The sequence below is a fragment of the Tolypothrix campylonemoides VB511288_2 genome (assembly GCF_045999855.1).
Taxonomy (GTDB): Bacteria; Cyanobacteriota; Cyanobacteriia; order Cyanobacteriales; family Nostocaceae; genus Scytonema; species Scytonema bouteillei_A.
In genome coordinates, this window is record NZ_JBFPMW010000014.1 from 49,446 (window position 1) to 69,526 (window position 20,081).

The window sequence follows — 20,081 nt, forward strand, 5'->3', positions numbered from 1 at the left end:
CCCCTGTCTCCCTTGTCCCAACAACTCTCAATCTTTCATCACTATCGTGCAAAAGCGTGTTCTTGAGCATACCTTCTTGTAAAGGCAGTCGGCTTGTCCTGTACCTCAGTCATGTAAGCACAAGCCATATCAGATGAGTTATGCGCCCAACCAACTCGTCCCTGGCGATCCAGAAGGATACAGCCTGCTTCTCCTGAAACCCTAGACGCTAAGAAGTCAATCGCCATCTGTGCTGCTTCGTCTGGGTGTCTGTCTCCAGCAAGGAAATCAATCGCAGTTTTAGATAAAACAACTGGAATAATTGACTCGCCATCACCTGTCGTTGAGCACCCACCAAGTCGATTATCAGCGAATAAGCCAGACCCAACAACTGCACTGTCACCAACGCGACCTGCGGGTTGATTTGTAGTACCGCCCGTTGAGGTACCAGCAACTAAGGTACCATTGCTATCCAAAGCTACACAGCCAATAGTGTTGGGGCGATCGATAACTTCTTGCTCCTCTTCCCATTCTTCCTTTTGCTCTTGAGCAATTAAGTTTTCTTTTGCACACATTTCGGCTCCGTTTTCTGCTGCATAGCGTTCTGCGCTTCGCGCTACAAGCAGCATTGGTTTTCGATCCATAATCTTACGAGCTACCGAAATAGGATGCCGCACGCCTTGAACGGCTGCGACTGCTCCCCAGCCTAAGGTAGCACCTTCCATGATTGCTGCATCTAGTTCTACCTCTCCCTGAGTGTTAAGAACTGCACCAAAACCCGCGTTAAATGTAGGGTCTGCTTCAAGAACGCGAATTGCTGCCTCAACAGCTGCTCCAGCACTACCCCCTTGCTTCAGTATTGCCCAACCTGCTTCTACTGCTGCCAAACAACCTGCATTGTTCGCGTCTACTTTTTCCTTTACAATGGTTTTTGCTCCACCATGAACAATAATGCTTATTGTCATAAATTTCCTTGAATGTTGATAAATTGTCTCTCTAATAAAGCTGCCAAAAACTGGCTTGAAAAAGCTAAGTGTGGAGAGCCGTAATAAAGCGATCGCTTCTGGGCGGCAAGCTTTTTCACTTTATAACTCTCTGCCCACCAAAAGATGACTTAAAGACATAGATATTTGCGAGCATTGCTCACTATACAAAAGTCAGTGATTTTAAAGATAAAAGTGAGTCATTGATTGGAAAACAATGATGGCTTAACTTATAACCTCATTTAAAAAAATACTGTTTTTTCTTGATTTTAACTTCTCTCAATAGACGTATTTCTCTGTTAAGCTATAAGTTAAAAAAATATTAATTTGATTTGGTATTTTAGATATCATTTGAAATGTACAGCAATCGAATATCGTTCCACGATCGATCTCACGATTTCTCTCACAGCCAAAGTTACCGATCTCTTCCGCTATAGTTAAGTATCGATATTGTCAAGAAAAAAGCCCCCCTTTTCTATTTTGGGGACTTTTAAAATTTGAAGCTACTATCGTAAGGAAAAATCTTTAATATATAGCAATCCTAAATCATTTGTAAAAAAAATGGATTGCTAATGGCTAATGGCTAATGGTGAGACCAGCCCTGTAGGCGGGTTTCCCGCGCCGTAGGGGACTGGCGAACCCGAAGGGCTAATAGCTTTTTGACCATTAGCTATTAGCGATTAGCAGTCTTTACTCTTATTCTTATATTTCATTTAGGACTGCTATATATATTGTTAAGGAGTTAGACTGCATCAAACCAGTCTTTAACTATCTAACAATTTAACCCTGTGACTTTGTTTAAGCTTCTACCTAAAGAAGGGCTCAATATTAAGTAGCACTGTAGCTTTAAATACAACATTTTTATCCCAAGCTTTGCTTGGGAATAAGTAGATGAGGCTCTGCCTCATGTGACTGGAGTGGAGCCTCCTAAGTAAGGCATTTTCAGCCAGACACTGGAAACGAGAAAGGACTGGGTTGGCAGTGCCTACGCCAGAGTTTTGTCTTGAAAGCCGTTTAAAATTAAACTGAGAGGGTTTTTCGATTCACTTCCTCCGCACCAGAAGCACAATGAATTTTAGTCAGTTACTTGATGAAAAAATAGAGAGCATCGTCCAAAACTGGGTTGAAGCAGTTTGCCTAGATCGACAAATTTCGAGTACCGATAATTTAACACATTCAGCTATACGGAATCACCTTCCCGATGTTCTCAAAGCAATGGCAACCGTGCTTTCTCAATCCCAAGACAGCGATATTGAATCCATCGTGCAAAACAGTCTCGAACATGGTGTTTTACGTGCTGCACAAGGTTTTACTCCACCAGAAATTGCACGCGAGTATCGTCTGCTACGGCAAATCATATTTTCTACTCTAGAAGCAGACTTAGTCAACGGTACAGTTCGAGAAGTCATGCGAGTTCATAGAGCGATTGACGAAACGATCGATGAAGCTATCGGTCAGTGCTTTAAAAGTTATGTGGAGGAGCGATTGCAGGAACTACAGCAGCTACAAAGTCAGGCAGAATTAACCAATCAGGAACTAACTCGCTTGGTAAAAGCGAATCAGGAAAACCTTTCTCAACTAGCCCACGAACTCAAAAATCCTCTGACTTCAATTATTGGATACTCCGAGTTGATTTTGCGATCTTCTCAAAAGAATATTCAGCCTGAGGGGACTCTTAGCCATCTTGAACATATTGAGCGAGTGTTGCGTAATGGCAGACAGTTACTTCGCTTAATCAATGATGCTCTGGAAATGTCGCGGTATCAGGCTGGGAAGATGCAACTGCATCCAGTACCAACAGATGTATGCTCTTGTATTGACGATATGGTGAAAATGTTGGAACCTCTTGCAAGTGCAAAAGACCTACAGATAATTGTTGATTGCAATTTAGCGCCGGTCGATCGCTCCAATTCAGACATACCTAAAACTGTCGTTGTCGATCCGTTAAGATTACAACAAATCGTCACAAATCTTCTTAGCAATGCCATTCGCTATACAGAGTCAGGAAGTATCAAATTAAGGTGCAGTATGCTACCTGACGATCGGTGGTGTCTTTCAGTCAGTGACACAGGCGTTGGCATTGCACCAGAAGACCAGATGCGTATCTTTGACCCTTTCTTTCGAGCTGAGAGTAGTGTTAGCCATCTCGTTGATGGTACTGGCTTGGGGCTAGCAATTGTCTCGCAGTTAGTAAAACTTATGCAAGGAAAAATAGAGTTAATTTCGCAAATAGGCGCTGGCTCCACTTTCAGTGTTATTTTGCCTGTCACCTTGAGCTTGAAGACTAAAGAATGAAAGATGAAATATAGCTAAAATATGTAGATGATTTTTCATCTTTCATTTTTTATACTTTAAACTGTATGGCTCATAGTATCTTTTAATCGTAAAAATGCTTTAATTCTTGCCATTAGTTCATCATAATCAATAGGCTTGCGGAGAAAGTCATTAGCTCCTAAATTTAACCCTTCAGGTATATCTGCTTCCACATAAGCCGTAATCAGAATAATGGGAATAAAAGGTAGTTTTTTATTCTGCCGAATACGCCGCGTAACTTCGTAACCGTCCATTCCCGGCATCATAGCATCAAGCAACACCAGATCGGGTGGTGATGCTTCTATCATGGTTAACCCTGCTTTGCCATTGCTAGCAACATCAACTACATACCCTTCTTCTACCAAAACTGCTTCTAAAAGATGCAGGTTATCTTGTGTATCATCTATAACTAAGATGCGTTTAGCTTGAGGTTTAACTTGAGAAGAGAACATAAAATGAAGCTTCCTTTTGGGTAAAAAGGTTTGTCTGAATTTTGTGCCTTACTACCATTACCTCAGGAGGTACGGTGTAAAATGCCAGCGATCGCACTTCTGATAAGACTGAAGCAACTTCAACTGTATTTTGGGGTTTTACACGTTGTAGATCCCCCCAACCCCTTTAAAACGGGGTTGGGGGTCCGTCCTGTTTGAAATGAAAGTTTGCTTTATAGTAGCTAGTTGTTAGCTGACTAACCTCTTACCTCAGGAGAGTCTCACCTTCAGCCAATCGGAAATAGATAGAGGTAGATCCCCGTCTGAACTTTGGTTACTAAATTTCATTTAAACGCTTTCTGGCATAAACCAGGTCAGCCCAGAGCGTGCAATTGTTGCAGGTACTGTGTGGAAACCATCGAACTCTTGATAAGTGACTTTATAGCCAGCTTTGTTCAAGGCTGGCACAATTCTACGACTGCATCGGTCAATTTGCAGGACGTTGTCCCACTTACCGTGTGAGATAAAAATACGCGGTGAATTCTGTATTAAAACAGGTGGGACGAACCCTGGTGAGAAAGCTATGACATGAGAGAATAAGTCGCCATTGGTGATACCGATACCAAGTGCATAAGAAGCACCATCAGAAAAACCTTCAACTGCAATGCACGTTGGGTCTATGGCGTAGTGACTAAATGTTTGCGCTAGGGCTTGGTCAATAAAGGCGATATCAAGACCGTAGTGACCGTACAATACATCCCAAGTTTTCAAGCGTGAATCAGGTGCAAGTAGAACGACCCCAGATGCATCAGCAAAGTTTAGAAATGGGGTAAGACCGCTACGTCCATTACCACCTGCACCGTGCAGCATCAGTATGAGTGGTGCGGGTTGAGAAGCTTGGTAATTTTTTGGTATGTAAAGAAGACCGTCGCGCTCGGTATCTAGTTCTAGTGGTTGCAGACCGAGTAGTGGAGTTCCTACTGGCTGCGTTGGTCGCGATCGCAATTTTCCCTGAGTTGCTGTCTGTACTGGCTGCTTTAGTTTATCTTGTGTCATCAATCTATTCCTCGACCTATTTTGAGTGGAGTGCATTGTTGTCCTTAGTGAGTGAATCACCCTACACCAATGCTCAATAGGTAGCGCCGCCTTATCGGTAGGTACACAATATTTGTCAAGCGTAATATTTAGTAATATCGCTGTTATTTAAGATTATTGTTTTTAACAAACCTACTAGCAGAATATTACAATAGTTTATTGACAAAATATTAAAAATAAAATTTCATTTCATATATCAAAATAATGTGTTCTTTATTACAATTAAACTTTACAGAATCTAGGTCTTTTAGTAGAACTATAAGAAAAGGTGAGTAATCCTTAAGGATGATGTCGTAAGTCGTAATTATTTGGAAATATAGCAGCAAGTCATTCTTAATGATACGGCAAAAAACTCATGCATTCACAAGATACCCAAACAATAAGAGTTGAGAATAAACATCGCTCAAGAGAAACCAACTTGAACTATACAAGTTATCAGCAACAAAGCAACTTAGAGTCGATGGAGCAGGAAGTACATAAAGCTATTCCAAGCCAAACTTCACTTAATCCGCTAGTACGCAATGGTTTAATTGTAAGTATTTTAGCGTTGCTATTTGTGGCTTCTATTTACTATGGGGTTATCAATCCTTAACCTGTCCCAAAGCCAAAGGTCATTTCATCTCAATCGCATACAGAGAAGCTATTGATCGAGCAACGTATCTAAAGACCAAGAGCAGCGCAAGCTAGGCTTTTAGAGTGGCAGAATTAGGAGCATTCTGCAAAAATAAGGCAAGATGCTATTTGTCTCAAAGGCATTTTAGTTCAGAGTTCCATCAATATCTTCCTCATGCAATAAAATTGTGGTTTCAGGACCAATTCTCCCCATATCTGGTTCTGGACCCTTTGCCATTTCAACAGCATATTTCCAGGTGTGAGAATCTGGTTGAAAATATAAAATTTTGCCTACGCCTCCAACGAAACGAACGACTTGATATTTATTGAATTTGGGAGGTACTGTTAATTGGTCGGTTATCATTGCAGATACTCCTAATAAATTGGTTACTTCTTGCTTCTTCTTACAAAAGAATAAATATAAAACCCAGAAATAACGTCTAACTAAAGAGTTGTATGAATTTCTACCTAGAGTTAATTTTTTATTAACAAATGCTGTAACTTCTAACACATATATTTTACTTTTATATTTGTATAATTCATAAATACAGCAGATTTCAACTTGGTGAGGTACAAAAATTCCCCCCTCTATCACCCCTTGGTAAGGCTACAGCGGTGTACAGATTTCTAGACAAAAGATGAAACATCGTGAAAAGGGAGAATTGGAATGAAGTTCCCCCCTTTTTTAAGGGGGTTAGGGGGGATATAAACCACTTTTAATGCATTTTAGAAAACTTGGTAAGTAGGTCAGTATTAAAAATTATCGTCATGACAAGGCAGATGGCAGAGGGCAGATGGCAGAAGGGAAGAGGTTTTTAGGCAACTTTACTTTTCGTTACATACTTCGGTTTTTTTGCGCCTTTCTACTTACACCACCGTGGCTTGGTAAGGAGGGATGAAAGGGTGTACCTAATTCACATGCAAAGCGCTGTAAGTTTTGACTGTTAAGTTTGCAAGGGCTTTCAACTTATTTAAGAACTGAGAAACTTATAATTTCTCACAATTATTTTGGTCGAATATTACTTTAAATATTACTTTGTAGTTGCGATAAATGAGAAGAATTGCAACTGTGCAAAGAACGGATAAATCCATTCCTTAGGACAGAAGTCTTAAATCAGTAAGTAAATTAATCTAAAAAAAAGGGGGCGCTAGTTAAAATTGCAGAAGCAATTTTTAACAAATAACGATTATTTTCTCTACTTAAAAGTAGGGAAAATAATTAATAAATTCTTTTTTACGAAAACATAATAAAAAACTTTACCATCAAGGGCTTTCTAACTGCAAATATCCACTTTAAGTAGAGAGGCGCAAAAAAACAGAATTAATTATATAACGAAGCCTAAAAAGCTCTTCCCTTCTGCCATCTGCTCTGCCATCTGCCTTGTCATGACGACAATTTTTAATACCGACCTACTTATATATATTATGAATCCAGAGCAACTCAGTCACGAACTGCGATTTGGCGACAGCCCCGACTTAATTCGTCGCCGTTGGATCGTTGGTCTATCTCTAGTAAGCGCTACCATGGGAATCTTGGTCTCGCTTTATCAAACCGGAATTATTCGCCACTTGCCTGACCCACCAATACCATATTTTGACTCAGACCGAGTTGACGCGTCTGAATACGCATACAGTCGGCTTGAGACTCCTGATGGGCTGATGATGGTAACCAATTATGCCATCACAGCTTGGCTAGCCGGAGCCGGTGGTCAAAATCGGGCGCAAGAGAACCCATTATTGCCGATCGCAATGGGTGCTAAACTCCTCTTTGACGCGGTTACCGCACTTGAACTCGCTCGTGAGGAATGGAGCGAGAATCAAGCGTTTTGTGCGTATTGCCAGATTGCAACACTTTGCTCCCTTGCATCAGTTGCGATCGCAGTTCCCGAAGTTTTGAGTGCGATCAATACCCTCACAGGTCAAGGGAAGGATAAAGTATGAAGGATAAAAGCTGAAGGATTAAAGTGTAATTTTTAATCCTTCAGGCTTTATCCTTTATCTTTCATTGGTCACTGTTTGCCCCACAGTCAAAAGACCAGGAGGCATTTCTGTTCCCATTGCTTGTGCTAGCGCTGCCGGTGGCTTATCGCGCTCGGGGGATCGCAAATACTCTCCCGTCAAGATGCGTGAACCGGGTTTCATGCTGTGGGTAGTGCTGTAGTAGCGATGGGTCTGGGTAATTTTACCTCGCTCCTGCATAGAATCATTAGAGATTTTTTTGCGAAGCTTGATGATAGCATCCATGATTGCTTCTGGACGGGGAGGACAACCAGGTATGTACACATCTATTGGCAAAAGTTTATCAGCACCCCGAACAGCTGTTGGAGAATCCGCGCTGAACATACCACCAGTAATCATGCAGGCTCCCATTGCAATAACGTACTTTGGCTCGGGCATCTGCTCGTAAAGACGCATTGTCGGCTGAGACATTTTCACGTTTAAAGTTCCTGCCAAAATGATTAAATCAGCTTGACGCGGACTAGCACGAGGAATGAGACCAAATCTGTCAAAATCGAATCGGGAGCCAATCATAGCTGCAAATTCAATAAAGCAGCAAGCTGTACCGTACATCAGAGGCCACAAGCTAGATAACCTCGCCCAGTTATACAGGTCATCTATGGTCGTCAGTATAATATTTTCTGAAAGTTGATTGGTTACTCCATAGCTTGTTGGAGCTAAAATTGTTTCTTTCCCAGATGAGCCATTTGGATTATTTTCATTGGGATTCATGAATTTGTCCGGTCTCTTAATAAATTTAACGCTTGTTTTGTTTTTCAAAGCTCTGCTATAAAAATATAAATTTTTTAGATAGCAATTTATTCCGCCATTAGAAATAAGCTTTGATTAAATTTATATGTGATATGAAATACGATAAAAATATAATATAGAAATACTATTTGATTGTTGAGATAAAGATAGAGCCAGTATGCCCACCCTACTACGAAATGACAAATGACAAAAGTTGTTTTTGGTAACGCTGCAAGCGAAGGTGCAAATCGTTGGGGATGGTTCCTCGGTCACTTCATCACCCCAATTAACGATCCGCGATCTACAGAAGAACTAGAAGTAAAATGGGCTACCCATAAAGCTGGTGACAACAGAGCGGAATGGGCAGTCAATAACCAAGCTGCGACTATCTCTATTCTGATTCATGGAGAATTTCGCTTAAAATTTGAAGATAGGGAAATTTTATTATCACGTGAGGGTGACTACGTTCTCTGGCGTGCGGGTGTACCCCATTCTTGGGTAGCTGAGTCTGACTGCACGATTCTCACTATCAGATGGCCTTCAAAACCAGGTGATAGCGTCTCTACAACACCTAGTAGTAGTTAATAGGGTAGGTAGCTATTTCGTGGGAGCAATTGCCCTCAGAATAAAATTCTGGGGCTACACAAACAAAGTCCACCTACGTGGACTTCTTATCAAGTCCGCATAGGCGTGATTTTAATCACAAGTATATTTTTTCCAAATTGGGATGCTCCCTATTTCGTTGACCTCTACCCCTGTTACTTAACTTATTGGTACAATAAGTCAATAGTTTTGCTATCAACTTAGATGGAATCTGTAAACGAGGATAATACCGAGCTAATATTTTTAAAAGATTTACAGTTAGGATTGTGTAATAACGAGCCTGAAAATGTGCAAGATTTGACTGTACTCTTTGAAATTATGGATGTTATAGAAAATACTATAGAAGTTTTAGAAAAAATTTTCACCGGAGTCAATCAATTCAATAGCACAGTTGCTCAATCTCAAAAAACTAAACAGAAAGATAGTCAATTTATAGAATCTACAGAGCCTAAGTCGGGTGAAACATTGGAAATTGAGGATAGAATAGAGCTTTTATCCGAGCAAGTAGAAACTCTAAAGCAACTGTTGTATTACCGGGAGGTAGAACTACAGGAGATAAGACACGAGTTGCACAATACTAATATGGATTTGTGCGCTGCAATTAATTCCCCTTGGCTATCACTTGATGAGGCTAAAGAATTAGCAAAACAACTTTTGGTAAGTAAAAAGTCCAGCCATGAAATTTTAGCAGAACTGCTCGGTACTATCTGTAATTTGGCGCTTGAACCTTTAGATTTAGAGGACAGAGAAATATCAAATTTTATTAAAGCTTCAATCAACAAGCCAGTCAATTGTAGTCTGACAATTAATTATCAAGGGTCTCTCACCGATATGATAGCGGTGAGAAAGAAAGCAGCGGAAACTCGGGCAAAATCTAAAATGCTTAGAGAGCAGTCTCGTAAAATTCAGGCTCAATCTAGACAGCTTAAAGCTCAATTCATAGAACAGGGAATTAAATTTGTTAGCTCTCAAGCTTCATTCACTGCCCGTCAGCGTAACTTTAGGCGCAGGCGAAAGCTGAAAAAAAATTATCGAGCTGACTAAAGTCAGCTCGATAATTTTGTCGATTTTGAAGAGTTTGCTATTCTATAGCTCATCTTTAGAGAACAAGCCAAAACATTTACTGCTTAACGGATTTCATTGACAAACTAATCCGCTTCAGTTTCTCATTCACTTCCAGCACTTTGACTTTCACGACTTGTCCTACTTTCACAATTTTCTTGGGATCGTCTACAAATCTGTCAGCCAGTTGAGAGATATGTACCAATCCATCCTGATGTACGCCAATGTCAACGAATGCACCAAAGTTAGCAACATTGGTAACAATTCCTTCTAGTTCCATTCCAACTTTCAAATCAGCGATTTCCTTAATTCCTTCTTTGAAAGTAGCATACTTAAACTCAGCTCTTGGATCTCTTCCCGGCTTTTCCAATTCGCTCAAGATATCGCGTAATGTTGGTTCGCCAACGCTGGCGGTTACGTATTTTTTGAGATTGTGTTTTTTGAGTTGTTCGGCAATTGTGGTGATTTGAGTTAAGGGGACTTTTAAATCGGAAGCGATCGCTTCCACAACCGAATAACTTTCTGGATGCACAGCAGTATTATCGAGAGGATTTTCACCATCACGAATGCGTAAGAAACCCGCAGCTTGTTCAAATGCTTTTGGTCCCAACTTCGGAACTTTTAGCAGTTGTCGGCGGTTTTTGAATACACCATTTTGGTTGCGATAGGCAACAATATTATTGGCAACACTAGACGTAATACCAGAAACAAAGGTAAGAAGTTCTTTAGAAGCAGTGTTTAAGTCTACACCAACGTAGTTAACGCAGCTTTCAACAGTTTCATCCAATTTCTTCTTTAACAATTTTTGATCCACATCATGCTGATACTGCCCTACCCCAATCGATTTGGGTTCAATTTTGACAAGTTCTGCAAGGGGATCTTGCAGGCGACGTCCAATACTAATAGCCCCCCGAACAGTGACATCTAAATCGGGAAATTCTTCTAGAGCAACTTTGCTAGCTGAATAGATAGACGCACCCGACTCGTTGACTATCACCTTAATTGGTTTTCTATCCAAACTTTGCAGAGTTTCCAAAACAAATTCATCGGTTTCACGCGAAGCTGTACCGTTACCAATAGCAATTAACTCTATTTTGTATTTCTCAATTAAATTTTTTAGAGTTTTTGCAGCTTCCACACGCTGGTTTGCTGATAGATGGGGAAATATTGCTTGATATTCTAAAAATTTACCTGTTTGATCGAGGACTGCGACTTTACACCCAGTCCGAAAACCCGGATCTACCGCCAAAGTGGGTTTCATCCCTGCTGGTGCAGACAGTAATAACTCTCGTAAGTTAGCTTCAAATGTTTTGATAGACTCTATGTCTGCAAAAGTTTTCTTTTCAGAAATGACCTCGCTTATCAAGGATGTTTTCATCAAACGGGTGAAAGCATCTTTGAGCATTGCTTGATAGAAGTCCCGCACTGCGCGGACTTTTGTTTTAATTTCTTTTGATTCCAAATAAGACAGGATAACATCTTCATCAAAAGAAATATCAAAAGATAAGATTCCCTCAGCTTCACCGCGACACAATGCCAGCATATTGTGAGGGGCAATATTTTGTACCCGCATTTGGTAATTGCGGTACATTTCAAATTTCGTTGTACCTTCTGGATAGTCATTCTTGATACGGGAAAAAAAGACTCCTTCTTCTAAAAGGTATTCCCGTACATAAGAACGCAACTCTGCTTTTTCAGCCACTTCTTCTGCAAGAATATCAGAAGCACCGCGCAACGCCTCTTCTGCGGTTTTGACACCTTTGTCTTCAGAAACGTATTTTGCTGCTTCCCCATCCAGAGAAGCGGCGACTCCATTTTTGACGTTTAACGATTTAATAAACTCTGCAAGCGGTTCCAACCCTTTTTCTTTTGCAACGGTGGCTCGCGTGCGACGTTTTGGACGGAAGGGTAAGTATAAATCCTCAAGTTCTGTTTTTTGCAAACAGGACTCTATCTTTTCTTTAAGTTCGTCAGTAAGCTTACCTTGTTCTGCGATCGCATTTAAAATTGTGGATTTTCTTTCTTCCAATTCTGTTAAGTAAGAATACCTATCTGCCAGTTGGCGTAACTGAACTTCATTCATTTCCCCAGTCCGTTCTTTGCGATAACGCGCAATAAAGGGAATTGTCGCACCCTCAGCCAAAAGATCCAGCGCGTTTTGCACCTGATAGGGTTTAAGGTTTAGTTCGATAGCCAGTGATTGAGGAATGTTTAGCATCGGGTATTGCAGTTGAAATATATTTATCAGCGCAAGTAGATAATGTTAAGCTAGTTTAACAGACAGATTCGGAATCTTGTATTTATACGCTGTTGTTATGAGTAACGTGTTAGAGCTAAAACTGAATAGCTGTTAGATTAGGCACACTTGTTACCGACAACAGAGACCTATTATGCACACATTAACGCTTCTGCTATTAGCCCAGAGGTGAGGAAAAATGGCTTTGTTTTTCTTGATTCCGCTACTTACCGGCTTGGTAGGTGGCTATATCTTTAAAAAATGTACTGACGAAATTGGGTATTTCGTGGGGATATTTGCAGCTCTGTGCCTTGCTTTAAGCTTGGTGTTCGCACCGTGGCAAGTGTTGCTTTTGCTGCTCCTAGTTATTCTCATGACCACCCAAAAACTTTTACAACGAGTAGAAGACCATGATGAAAACTTAAATAACACTGACAGAAGAGAACTAACCGATCCCAAACCCCAGGTAACTGAGGAAGAAGTAGGACGGAAATACCGTGGTATCAGTTACTAAGCAATAACTCCTACTGATACCGCCACCGAGAAAAACCTGCAGGAGTAAGCCTTTGAGATTTCATAGGTCAAGCGGCTCCTGTAGTTTAAGTTACCGGGCGAAAGGAAGATTTTAGCGATCTTAGGGATCGCAACCGACAAATTTTTAAGAAATTTTAATTGCAGTCGTCACCACATCTAGAAACTTTTGCCCACACTCTTGTTGTTTGAGTCGTACTGGGATTGGGTACAAATTCCACTTTAAGAACCTTCAACTTCTCTTGAGGTTTAAGAACAGCTAAAGCTTTTTGTTCTTGATAACTAAAGTGAGGTAACTGCGGTTTATTTTTCCTTAACGTTACTCCTGGTTTAACAGTTACAGTAACTACCGCTCCTGGTGATGGAACAACACGAGAGTCAGTAGATTGTAAAACTTCGCTTAAAGGTTTCCCAAGCAATGCTGCACCTGGCTTGTTGTTAACATTGCCTAAAAAAATCCAACCATCAGGGGTAGAAATTTCTTGGAATTTTGAAGATGAAGTCGCAGCAGATACTTGCTCGATACTTTGACTGGATTCTGGCGATCTCACTGCAAAAAGATTTTGTTTGGGAATCCATGACAAGATTGTGCCAACTATTGCTATAACCCCAGCACCTACAAGAAATTTTCCGATTCCAGTAAATTGTTGATTTTTTTTCGATTGTGCTTGAATTTTTTGCTGCTGAGGCGGTTGGTACTCTTGTTGTCTTTCTTCAAAGTTTGTAGATTCGGTATTTTCTTCAGAATCATGAGTCTGTTGTAAATGATTCAAGCTTTGACTAACCCACTCATTAACATCACGACAAAGAGGGTCTTCAGTTGTATTTTGGACGGTATCGGCTCTACCAACTGCATGAGGTTCAACAATCCATTCCATTGTTTCCCCGACAGCATCCGATGTATCTACTACAGAGTCCCAAGGATCTTCTAATATATCTTCTTTTACTGTATCAACTTGACTTACGATAGAAGTATTAACCTGCTCTACTCTTTCTTTGAGTGTATTACCTCCATCATTTATACAAAGGTAAGCATCTTCAGTGACACCCTTGGATTCATTAACGACAGGTGGCTTTACCTCTTCAGGTTTTTCTTTTGCGTTTTCTTCGACAACTCTAGAAGCATCAGGCTGTTCAATAATATCATTAAATACAACTTCTCCAGTATTTCCACTAAAGTTAACAACCTCAGCTACGTTCCTAGCGGTATCTACAACAGAAGGCTTGACTTGGTCTACTGTATCTTTAACTGTATCAACAACACTTAGGACAGAAGGCTTAACCCGGTCAACCGTATCTTTTACCGTATCAACAGCACCGACTATGGAAGGCTTAACCCGGTCAACCGTATCTTTTACCGTATCAACAGCACCGACTATGGAAGGTTTGACCTGCTCTACTGTGTCTTTTAATGCATCTCCCACACCGTTAACACTATCATGAACAGCATCAGCTACAGTTTGAGCTGCACCCACAACGCCTTCTACAGTAGCATTAACACGCTGAGCCGTACCCTTACCTACCAAAGCACCAGCAACTGCGCCCACAACACCACCAACAGTTCCTCCAACTCGGCGACCGAGCAAACCACCAATCGCTGCTCCAACAATTCCACCCCCTATACCTGTTGCTGCTCGATAAGCTATGGGTTGCTTCCTCTGAGAACAATTAGCTTTTTCTTGACGCTCAACAGGCTGCTTGCGATCGCTCATAGTTAATCTCTCCTCTCGCTTAAGGTAGTATCAGACCTAACTGAAGCAGCTCGTTATCAATTCAAGATTAATTTATCAGTCATTCGATAAACCGTTAATAACCTAAAGACATATAAGCAGTTCTAAATGAAATATAAGAATAAGAGTGAAGACGGCTAATAGCTAATGGCTAATTGCTTATTGACCATTAGCAATTAGCCATTAGCCATTAGCAATCCAAATTTTTTACAAATAATTTAGGATTGCTATATGTCTGCCAAATTATCAGAAAATAAGGTGGGAATTGCCCACCCTAAGTCTTATTTCTGGTTATCTACTGGGACTAAAATGTAAGTCGTCTGGTTATTGGAGTTACCGGGGATATTGGGTGTGTTGGGGAGATTAGTTCCCTGAGCCCCAGAGGGTAAATTATCCTCAGCGACTTTAGTGGCTACATCCACTGTACCTTTGATATTGTCGTTAACGCCTTCAGCAGCACCTTTGACGATGTTCACAGTGTTGTTAACGGTGTCGCTAACATTCATTGCTGTAGCTTTGACAGCAGACAAAGTACTGTTGACAGTGTCGTTAATACCTAAAGCAGTATCCTTGACACTGTCTCCTACATCGTTAACAGTATCGTTCACACCATCAGCGATCGAACTGATTGCATCACCCACACCTTTGACACTTTGATTAATAGTCCCGGCTGTATTCTTAACCGAGTTCCCCGCTCTTTTTACAGTTTGGTTAACCCTTTCGGCTGTACCCTTAATAGTTAAAGCTCCAGCTATTGCACCTAACGCAGCACCAATGAGTGCTCCAATTGCTATTTTAGATAACCCATTGTTCGAGTTTCTACCTGATTCATAAGAAGTATTGGATTGGTCTTCTGTAAAATCAGTATTGTCTTCAGCGTTAGGATGCTCCAAAACCTGCTGATTTCCATTCATAAGAGTCATTTCCTTTATGCCACAATAGACTCAATTAGTAAACAATTAACAGTTATCAGTACACCGTTAGCGAGAACTGATAACTGATAACTCAACACCTAAATAATGTTTGGAATGTCAGGTGTTTATTTGTCGTAATCGTTAAGTAGAATAATGTCTTTCTCAAGTGGAGTTGTTTCTCCTGTATCTATCAACAGCCCACTGTCTTTAGGAGTAGCGGGATCTGCTGAAGACAAAGTTGGAGCAACGTTAAGCCCTTCTACTGGGTCTGGTGCTAAAATGTAGATCGTTGGTGTACGGTCTATTTCCACTTCATTATTTTTGGATTGCTGATTGTTGGCAATCGTGCGATCGCGATCGCCTTGATTTTGACCTATCGATGCATTCTCTGCTGCACTTTGTACGGATTGGTTAACACCTTGCGCTGTGTTTTGTACCGCATCTGATGCATTTGCTGCGTTTTCCTTAATTCCTTCAGATGCGCGATTTGTTATATCTCTTGTCGTGTCCGCCGCACTTTGTACAGCTTGGTTAATACCTTGCGCTGTATTTTGTACTGCGTTTACAGTACCTTCCACTGTTTGCTGGGCGACTTCAGCGAGCCCTTGAGAGGTATTCTGTACCGTGTTTACTGTACCTACTAAAGCTTGTGTGGTTCCTTCAGCAACACCCTTTGCAGTGTCTACTGCACCACCTACGATAGCTTCAGTAGCTCCCTCAGCAATACTTTTCACGGCTTGTCCTATACCTTTGCCTGTGTGGCTGAGACCTTCACCTATAGTCTTTGAAGCCTCTCCAATACCTTTTGCTGCAGTATTCAACCCTTGACCGACTCTCTTACCTGCAAAAGCACCAATTAATGACCCTAATGTACCAGCAACAAGTCCTCCTACCAATGCTCTGGTTAACGTAGGATTCAGACCTTTGGTAACTGCTTGAGTATTGGATTGACCGGAATTGATGCGGTTAACATCATTGTTTCTGGAGACATTAGTATCTATGTTAATGTTTGCTGAACCCCCATGAGGTTGAGTAGAACTGATGGGGTTAGCATCATAGTTTCTAGAAACTCCAGCATCTACATTCAGGTTGGCTGAATTTGCATGAGGTTGACCAGAAGCTATGCGATCGCTTGTCGGCTGCTGTGCAGCATCGCTATTAAAGTTTGTGGTTGCTGAACCCGCATTAGGTCGAGCGGAAGTTGTGCTATCGGTATTTACACCCTGTCTGTCCGAAGCTTGCTTGATTTCTTGCATAGTAATTATTCCCTTTATTTAAAAAAAGGTTCGACATTCATTTGTTGAAGTTCTCACAAGCAAATCTAACGATTCAAAATGGCATTTTAACCGTTCTAAAGATATAGACAATCAATTAATTCCCGCTCCAGAAGTTATAGTCTTTAGGCGTAGTTAATCACCGAATGATTTTTGTACAAAAAGTTTCTTTTTTCTACGGATATGTACCGAACTATAGATACAAGCATTATCAGTAGAAAATTTCTGTTATATCATCTGTATCGCTTTATGCTTTGCCAATAACTGACAGTATCTCTCATTTTTCTTTGCCAACATCCATTTTTCTTTAAATATTGCTGCCGATTCAGCCTTAACAGGGTCTACTTCATTTGGCAAAATATCTTTTCTAGCTTTTACAACAGCTTCAATAGAAGTTTCTTTTTGAGGATTGGTTTTGTATTTTTTTCCGCTCTTATGATTGGCATAGCGGCGCGATCGCGTATGACCCATTTGTAAGAACTTACGTGCCATATCAGCCCCAACGAAATCATCTTTCTCCAAATATTCAAGAAACATTTGGTATATTTTTTCGCTTGATTGTCTTGCAATTTCAGGAGTTTTAAACCGCCAATAAGGCAAAATCTCTGACTTATACGGTTCTACCAAAAGCACTCCCTGCTCGCCCTTCCCAACGCGATAGAGTTCGGGATTTTTTCGGAAATCAATACTTTGAAAATCTAAAGAGTAATCAAATGACATGAGAGGATGTTTGTAAAGTTTCAATTCATACTGGCTATGCCATGAGAAATCGCATGGCAAGTACCACAATGAAGAGGAACCCAGAGCAGTCGCCTCAACGGGGGAACTTTGTTTGTATAGTAGCGAATTATATTCGCCCAAGACTTTTAAAACATCCTCTATAAAGAAAGCCTACAAAAATCCGAGCGCTAGATTTAGTTACATTCTAGAACATGATAAAGTAAATTAAACTCAACATCCTTCGAGCCAAACAAGTCAACTTTGCCTACCCATGCTACCAAGTTCCCAATCTCTTAAAAGAGCCCTAAATGTGGGAGATCTGCGGCAAGTCCATCACATAGCCCTCAACGTTCATGATATGCAAGCCTCAAGACAATTCTACAACGGTATTTTGGGCTTGCACGAGTTGACAGGTGATGAAGTTCCTGCAACCTTAGTAGATTTAGTCGCACAAGGAAAAGTAGCCAATTTCGTTACTCCTGATGGTACTATCCTCGATTTATTTTGGGAACCAGACTTATTACCACCAGACCCAAACCCAGAACGAAGTTTTACCAGAGCATATCACTTGGCATTTGACATCGCGCCTGATTTATTCGATCGCGCAGTTGAAGTTTTGAGAGAAAATCAAATTACCATCGCCCACGGACCAGTCACTCGTCCAACAGGTAGGGGAGTCTACTTTTACGACCCCGATGGCTTTATGATAGAGATTCGCTGCGATCCTATGGGGGGATAATGGGGATAATGGGGACAAGGGAGATAAGGGAGACAAGGGAGATAAGGGGGACCACTAACAACTAACAAATAGCCACTAACTACTAACCACCAACCAGTAATGATTGACTCCAAGACATACCAAGTTATTGAAGAAGCAATTAAGAGACCTCCCATTACACACGATCCGCAAAGACAATCGTTAAAAGCTTGGGCAATGTATTGTTTGCGCGATCGCGGTTTCAAGGTAGTGTATGCTCAAAATGGTGACTTTGCTGTAGAAACGAGAGGCGGAGAAAAGATATATTTCAAAGTTACAGAAAATACAACAGATTTAGATAGCCAATTTGCTTGGATTGTTTGGGATAGTACAACCAAAAGTGCCAACCTGATTCCATCACAAAAATGAACTACCAGCCCTTACTTCAATAGCACTCTTGATTTGGTTGGCGGTGCGTTCAAAAGATTCTGTAGTATGTATTATTTACATATTTACTTTTATATGAACTATCTTTTGATAGGCAAGAGCCGGGAATTGAGAGCCACGAGTCGGGAATTTCGCGATCGCTTGCAAGAACTGAGCTTTGAGAGCCAGGAACTGATAAGCAAGAGTCGGGAACTGGGAGCCATGAGTCGGGAAATAGCTGCCATAAATCACCAAATTCGTGTCGAATTACAAAAACAAAAAGACACGAGTGAGAAACTCTGTATCGAAGTAGAAGAACTGATAGCCAGGAGTCGGGAACTGGTAGCCGAACGTCAGGAACTCAGCGTCCTATTACAAGAACGTATTGCACAAAACATTGAATTGCAACAACGTATTACAATAGCATTAATTCAATAATAAGTAATAAATGATACCCTTTAGCAGGTTTTTTGCAGCGCAATAACTAAGATGATTCACAACCGCTCCTCATGCCCGATCGCAGCCCTATCTAAAGAAAGTGTTGTACGTCAAGCCAGTATGTTATCTTGAAGTGCCAGGGGTAACATAAAAGCAAAAATGGTTAGGAGCAGCGAGTGTTAAAGCCAGATATTGTTGTTGTTGGAGCATCAGCCGGAGGACTTAAAGCTTTTGAAACACTCGTTTCTCAACTGCCTGCTGACTTTCCTGCAGCTGTCTTTATCGTCTGGCACATTTCCCCAGATTACCCAAGTATGTTACCCAAAATTTTGGCGCGGGTCACTTCACTGCCAGTGGCACACGCCATTGACAGGGAGCCAATCAAAGCTGGTCGGATTTATGTGGCTCCTCCCGATCGCCATTTGTTGGTTGAGCCAGGGTTTGTCCGGCTCTCTCTCGGTCCCAAAGAAAACCGCTTTCGTCCGGCGGTCGATGTCTTGTTTCGCTCTGCGGCTCGCTCCTATGGAAAGCGCGTCATTGGGGTGGTGTTGAGCGGCAGTCTCGACGATGGTGCAGCTGGGTTATATGCCATCAAAGAGCGAGGTGGTATCGCTGTAGTTCAAGATCCCTCTGATGCGCTTCACTCTTCGATGCCGAGGGCGGCGATGAAAGCAGTGACAGTCGATTACTGCGTGCCTATCATCGAAATGGGGGCTTTGTTAGCGCGTCTAGTTAACAAAGCAATTCCCGAACAGGAGGACAATTTGGTGTCTGAGAAAATGGATATTGAAGTTGGTGTTGCGCGGCAGGATAACCCTCTGGAATTAGGAATTATGAAACTAGGCGCTCTTTCTCCCTTTACCTGTCCTGAGTGTCATGGCGTACTGTTGCAGTTGAAAGAAGGTAACCTGCTTCGCTTTCGCTGCCATACAGGGCATGCATATTCGCTCAATACCCTTTTAGCCGAGGTAACGGAATCGATTGAAGAGTCTCTCTGGGATAGCATCCGCACTATCGAAGCGAGTGAGATGTTGATGACTCATACCGCGAAGCATCTGCGCGACATGAACGAGCATGAGGCGGCAGATCTGCTTTTGCAAAAAGCTAAGGACGCAAAACGACGAGCAGAATTGGTTCGGCAAGCAGTGATGAGCAACGAAATATTGAGCCAGGAAAATCTGGATAAAGAAATAAAGCTCAATCAGGCAAATTTGGCTCGAGAAATAAAGCTCAATGAAGAAATAGAAGGTTTTTAACTGATTCCGCGAAATTCCCCATTCGGCGGAGTA

The 20,081-nt window shown here is 41.4% G+C and carries 21 protein-coding genes; 10 read left to right on the forward strand and 11 right to left on the reverse strand.

Annotation, left to right across the window (positions count from 1 at the left end; all coding sequences use genetic code 11):
• Nucleotides 1-41: 41 nt before the first annotated feature.
• Together AB0756_RS31860 and AB0756_RS31865 are read right to left on the reverse strand one after the other, a co-directional pair.
• A complete protein-coding gene (locus AB0756_RS31860; RefSeq protein WP_038082917.1) occupies nt 42-944 on the reverse strand; it encodes an isoaspartyl peptidase/L-asparaginase family protein in 903 nt (300 codons plus the stop codon).
• Entirely contained in the window at nt 941-1,063 is a 123-nt protein-coding gene (locus tag AB0756_RS31865; protein WP_272899746.1) for a hypothetical protein, read from the reverse strand. The genes AB0756_RS31860 and AB0756_RS31865 overlap by 4 nt, the downstream gene beginning before the upstream one ends.
• Nucleotides 1,064-2,030: 967 nt before the next feature.
• Between AB0756_RS31865 and AB0756_RS31870 the strand changes: the two genes are divergently transcribed.
• On the forward strand, nt 2,031-3,257 hold the full coding sequence (locus tag AB0756_RS31870) for a sensor histidine kinase (protein ID WP_038082918.1): 1,227 nt from the start codon (nt 2,031-2,033) through the stop codon (nt 3,255-3,257).
• Between the two features lie 56 nt (nt 3,258-3,313).
• On the opposite strand, the gene AB0756_RS31875 is transcribed toward AB0756_RS31870, so the two are convergent.
• Together AB0756_RS31875 and AB0756_RS31880 are read right to left on the reverse strand one after the other, a co-directional pair.
• Complete coding sequence (locus tag AB0756_RS31875; protein WP_038082919.1) at nt 3,314-3,727, reverse strand: response regulator transcription factor; 414 nt, start codon at nt 3,725-3,727, stop codon at nt 3,314-3,316.
• Between the two features lie 327 nt (nt 3,728-4,054).
• Complete coding sequence (locus AB0756_RS31880) at nt 4,055-4,762, reverse strand: alpha/beta hydrolase (RefSeq protein ID WP_038082920.1); 708 nt, start codon at nt 4,760-4,762, stop codon at nt 4,055-4,057.
• Between the two features lie 394 nt (nt 4,763-5,156).
• Between AB0756_RS31880 and AB0756_RS31885 the strand changes: the two genes are divergently transcribed.
• Nucleotides 5,157-5,393 (forward strand): hypothetical protein, encoded by a 237-nt coding sequence (locus AB0756_RS31885; RefSeq protein WP_038082921.1) that lies wholly within the window; start codon nt 5,157-5,159, stop codon nt 5,391-5,393.
• Nucleotides 5,394-5,558: 165 nt separating this feature from the next.
• Here AB0756_RS31885 and AB0756_RS31890 read toward each other — a convergent pair whose 3' ends face one another.
• Nucleotides 5,559-5,777 (reverse strand): hypothetical protein, encoded by a 219-nt coding sequence (locus AB0756_RS31890; RefSeq protein ID WP_038082948.1) that lies wholly within the window; start codon nt 5,775-5,777, stop codon nt 5,559-5,561.
• 1,022 nt (nt 5,778-6,799) lie between these two features.
• Here AB0756_RS31890 and AB0756_RS31895 point away from each other — a divergent pair.
• Nucleotides 6,800-7,354: a vitamin K epoxide reductase family protein gene (locus tag AB0756_RS31895; RefSeq protein WP_237265891.1), complete on the forward strand. Its 555-nt coding sequence runs from the start codon at nt 6,800-6,802 to the stop codon at nt 7,352-7,354.
• Between the two features lie 54 nt (nt 7,355-7,408).
• Here the strand turns inward: AB0756_RS31895 and nuoB are convergent, their stop codons facing one another.
• Nucleotides 7,409-8,143 carry an NADH-quinone oxidoreductase subunit NuoB gene (gene nuoB, locus AB0756_RS31900; protein WP_038082923.1) on the reverse strand — a complete coding sequence of 245 codons (735 nt, stop codon included), beginning with the start codon at nt 8,141-8,143 and terminating at the stop codon, nt 7,409-7,411.
• A 222-nt stretch (nt 8,144-8,365) separates the two neighbouring features.
• Between nuoB and AB0756_RS31905 the strand changes: the two genes are divergently transcribed.
• Together AB0756_RS31905 and AB0756_RS31910 are read left to right on the forward strand one after the other, a co-directional pair.
• The gene (locus AB0756_RS31905) at nt 8,366-8,746 is read left to right on the forward strand and encodes a cupin domain-containing protein (protein WP_038082924.1); all 381 of its coding nucleotides are present in this window, start codon (nt 8,366-8,368) and stop codon (nt 8,744-8,746) included.
• 222 nt (nt 8,747-8,968) lie between these two features.
• Nucleotides 8,969-9,808, forward strand: a complete 840-nt coding sequence (locus AB0756_RS31910) for a hypothetical protein (protein ID WP_050045850.1) — start codon at nt 8,969-8,971, stop codon at nt 9,806-9,808.
• A gap of 76 nt (nt 9,809-9,884) precedes the next feature.
• Here the strand turns inward: AB0756_RS31910 and AB0756_RS31915 are convergent, their stop codons facing one another.
• Complete coding sequence (locus AB0756_RS31915; RefSeq protein WP_038082925.1) at nt 9,885-12,044, reverse strand: Tex family protein; 2,160 nt, start codon at nt 12,042-12,044, stop codon at nt 9,885-9,887.
• Between the two features lie 217 nt (nt 12,045-12,261).
• On the opposite strand from AB0756_RS31915, the gene AB0756_RS31920 reads away from it, so the two are divergent.
• A complete protein-coding gene (locus AB0756_RS31920) occupies nt 12,262-12,576 on the forward strand; it encodes a hypothetical protein (protein ID WP_063779504.1) in 315 nt (104 codons plus the stop codon).
• Nucleotides 12,577-12,730: 154 nt separating this feature from the next.
• Here AB0756_RS31920 and AB0756_RS31925 read toward each other — a convergent pair whose 3' ends face one another.
• The 4 genes from AB0756_RS31925 to AB0756_RS31940 form a co-directional block, all read right to left on the reverse strand.
• Entirely contained in the window at nt 12,731-14,305 is a 1,575-nt protein-coding gene (locus AB0756_RS31925) for a hypothetical protein (protein WP_050045851.1), read from the reverse strand.
• Nucleotides 14,306-14,604: 299 nt separating this feature from the next.
• Nucleotides 14,605-15,237 carry a hypothetical protein gene (locus tag AB0756_RS31930; protein WP_038082926.1) on the reverse strand — a complete coding sequence of 211 codons (633 nt, stop codon included), beginning with the start codon at nt 15,235-15,237 and terminating at the stop codon, nt 14,605-14,607.
• A 125-nt stretch (nt 15,238-15,362) separates the two neighbouring features.
• Nucleotides 15,363-16,493, reverse strand: coding sequence for a hypothetical protein (locus AB0756_RS31935; protein WP_050045852.1), 1,131 nt, complete (start codon nt 16,491-16,493; stop codon nt 15,363-15,365).
• A 246-nt stretch (nt 16,494-16,739) separates the two neighbouring features.
• Complete coding sequence (locus tag AB0756_RS31940) at nt 16,740-17,231, reverse strand: DUF4385 domain-containing protein (RefSeq protein WP_038082927.1); 492 nt, start codon at nt 17,229-17,231, stop codon at nt 16,740-16,742.
• A 271-nt stretch (nt 17,232-17,502) separates the two neighbouring features.
• Between AB0756_RS31940 and AB0756_RS31945 the strand changes: the two genes are divergently transcribed.
• The 4 genes from AB0756_RS31945 (at nt 17,503) to AB0756_RS31960 (ending at nt 20,048) form a co-directional block, all read left to right on the forward strand.
• Entirely contained in the window at nt 17,503-17,970 is a 468-nt protein-coding gene (locus tag AB0756_RS31945; protein WP_038082928.1) for a VOC family protein, read from the forward strand.
• Between the two features lie 99 nt (nt 17,971-18,069).
• On the forward strand, nt 18,070-18,357 hold the full coding sequence (locus tag AB0756_RS31950) for a hypothetical protein (protein ID WP_038082929.1): 288 nt from the start codon (nt 18,070-18,072) through the stop codon (nt 18,355-18,357).
• 93 nt (nt 18,358-18,450) lie between these two features.
• Nucleotides 18,451-18,792 (forward strand): hypothetical protein, encoded by a 342-nt coding sequence (locus tag AB0756_RS31955; RefSeq protein WP_050045853.1) that lies wholly within the window; start codon nt 18,451-18,453, stop codon nt 18,790-18,792.
• Nucleotides 18,793-18,968: 176 nt separating this feature from the next.
• A complete protein-coding gene (locus AB0756_RS31960; protein WP_038082931.1) occupies nt 18,969-20,048 on the forward strand; it encodes a chemotaxis protein CheB in 1,080 nt (359 codons plus the stop codon).
• Nucleotides 20,049-20,081: the final 33 nt, after the last annotated feature.

Excerpts from the sequence above, each read along its gene's own strand:
- AB0756_RS31945 (WP_038082928.1), top strand. The coding sequence starts at position 17,503 with ATGCTACCAAGTTCCCAATCTCTTAAAAGAGCCCTAAATGTGGGAGAT.
- AB0756_RS31920 (WP_063779504.1), top strand. The coding sequence starts at position 12,262 with ATGGCTTTGTTTTTCTTGATTCCGCTACTTACCGGCTTGGTAGGTGGC.
- AB0756_RS31930 (WP_038082926.1), bottom strand. The coding sequence starts at position 15,237 with ATGAATGGAAATCAGCAGGTTTTGGAGCATCCTAACGCTGAAGACAAT.
- AB0756_RS31875 (WP_038082919.1), bottom strand. The coding sequence starts at position 3,727 with ATGTTCTCTTCTCAAGTTAAACCTCAAGCTAAACGCATCTTAGTTATA.
- AB0756_RS31940 (WP_038082927.1), bottom strand. The coding sequence starts at position 17,231 with ATGTCATTTGATTACTCTTTAGATTTTCAAAGTATTGATTTCCGAAAA.
- AB0756_RS31895 (WP_237265891.1), top strand. The coding sequence starts at position 6,800 with ATGACGACAATTTTTAATACCGACCTACTTATATATATTATGAATCCA.
- AB0756_RS31955 (WP_050045853.1), top strand. The coding sequence starts at position 18,451 with ATGAACTATCTTTTGATAGGCAAGAGCCGGGAATTGAGAGCCACGAGT.
- AB0756_RS31950 (WP_038082929.1), top strand. The coding sequence starts at position 18,070 with ATGATTGACTCCAAGACATACCAAGTTATTGAAGAAGCAATTAAGAGA.
- nuoB (WP_038082923.1), bottom strand. The coding sequence starts at position 8,143 with ATGAATCCCAATGAAAATAATCCAAATGGCTCATCTGGGAAAGAAACA.
- AB0756_RS31905 (WP_038082924.1), top strand. The coding sequence starts at position 8,366 with ATGACAAAAGTTGTTTTTGGTAACGCTGCAAGCGAAGGTGCAAATCGT.
- AB0756_RS31890 (WP_038082948.1), bottom strand. The coding sequence starts at position 5,777 with ATGATAACCGACCAATTAACAGTACCTCCCAAATTCAATAAATATCAA.
- AB0756_RS31910 (WP_050045850.1), top strand. The coding sequence starts at position 8,969 with ATGGAATCTGTAAACGAGGATAATACCGAGCTAATATTTTTAAAAGAT.
- AB0756_RS31880 (WP_038082920.1), bottom strand. The coding sequence starts at position 4,762 with ATGACACAAGATAAACTAAAGCAGCCAGTACAGACAGCAACTCAGGGA.
- AB0756_RS31870 (WP_038082918.1), top strand. The coding sequence starts at position 2,031 with ATGAATTTTAGTCAGTTACTTGATGAAAAAATAGAGAGCATCGTCCAA.
- AB0756_RS31885 (WP_038082921.1), top strand. The coding sequence starts at position 5,157 with ATGCATTCACAAGATACCCAAACAATAAGAGTTGAGAATAAACATCGC.
- AB0756_RS31935 (WP_050045852.1), bottom strand. The coding sequence starts at position 16,493 with ATGCAAGAAATCAAGCAAGCTTCGGACAGACAGGGTGTAAATACCGAT.
- AB0756_RS31860 (WP_038082917.1), bottom strand. The coding sequence starts at position 944 with ATGACAATAAGCATTATTGTTCATGGTGGAGCAAAAACCATTGTAAAG.
- AB0756_RS31925 (WP_050045851.1), bottom strand. The coding sequence starts at position 14,305 with ATGAGCGATCGCAAGCAGCCTGTTGAGCGTCAAGAAAAAGCTAATTGT.
- AB0756_RS31915 (WP_038082925.1), bottom strand. The coding sequence starts at position 12,044 with ATGCTAAACATTCCTCAATCACTGGCTATCGAACTAAACCTTAAACCC.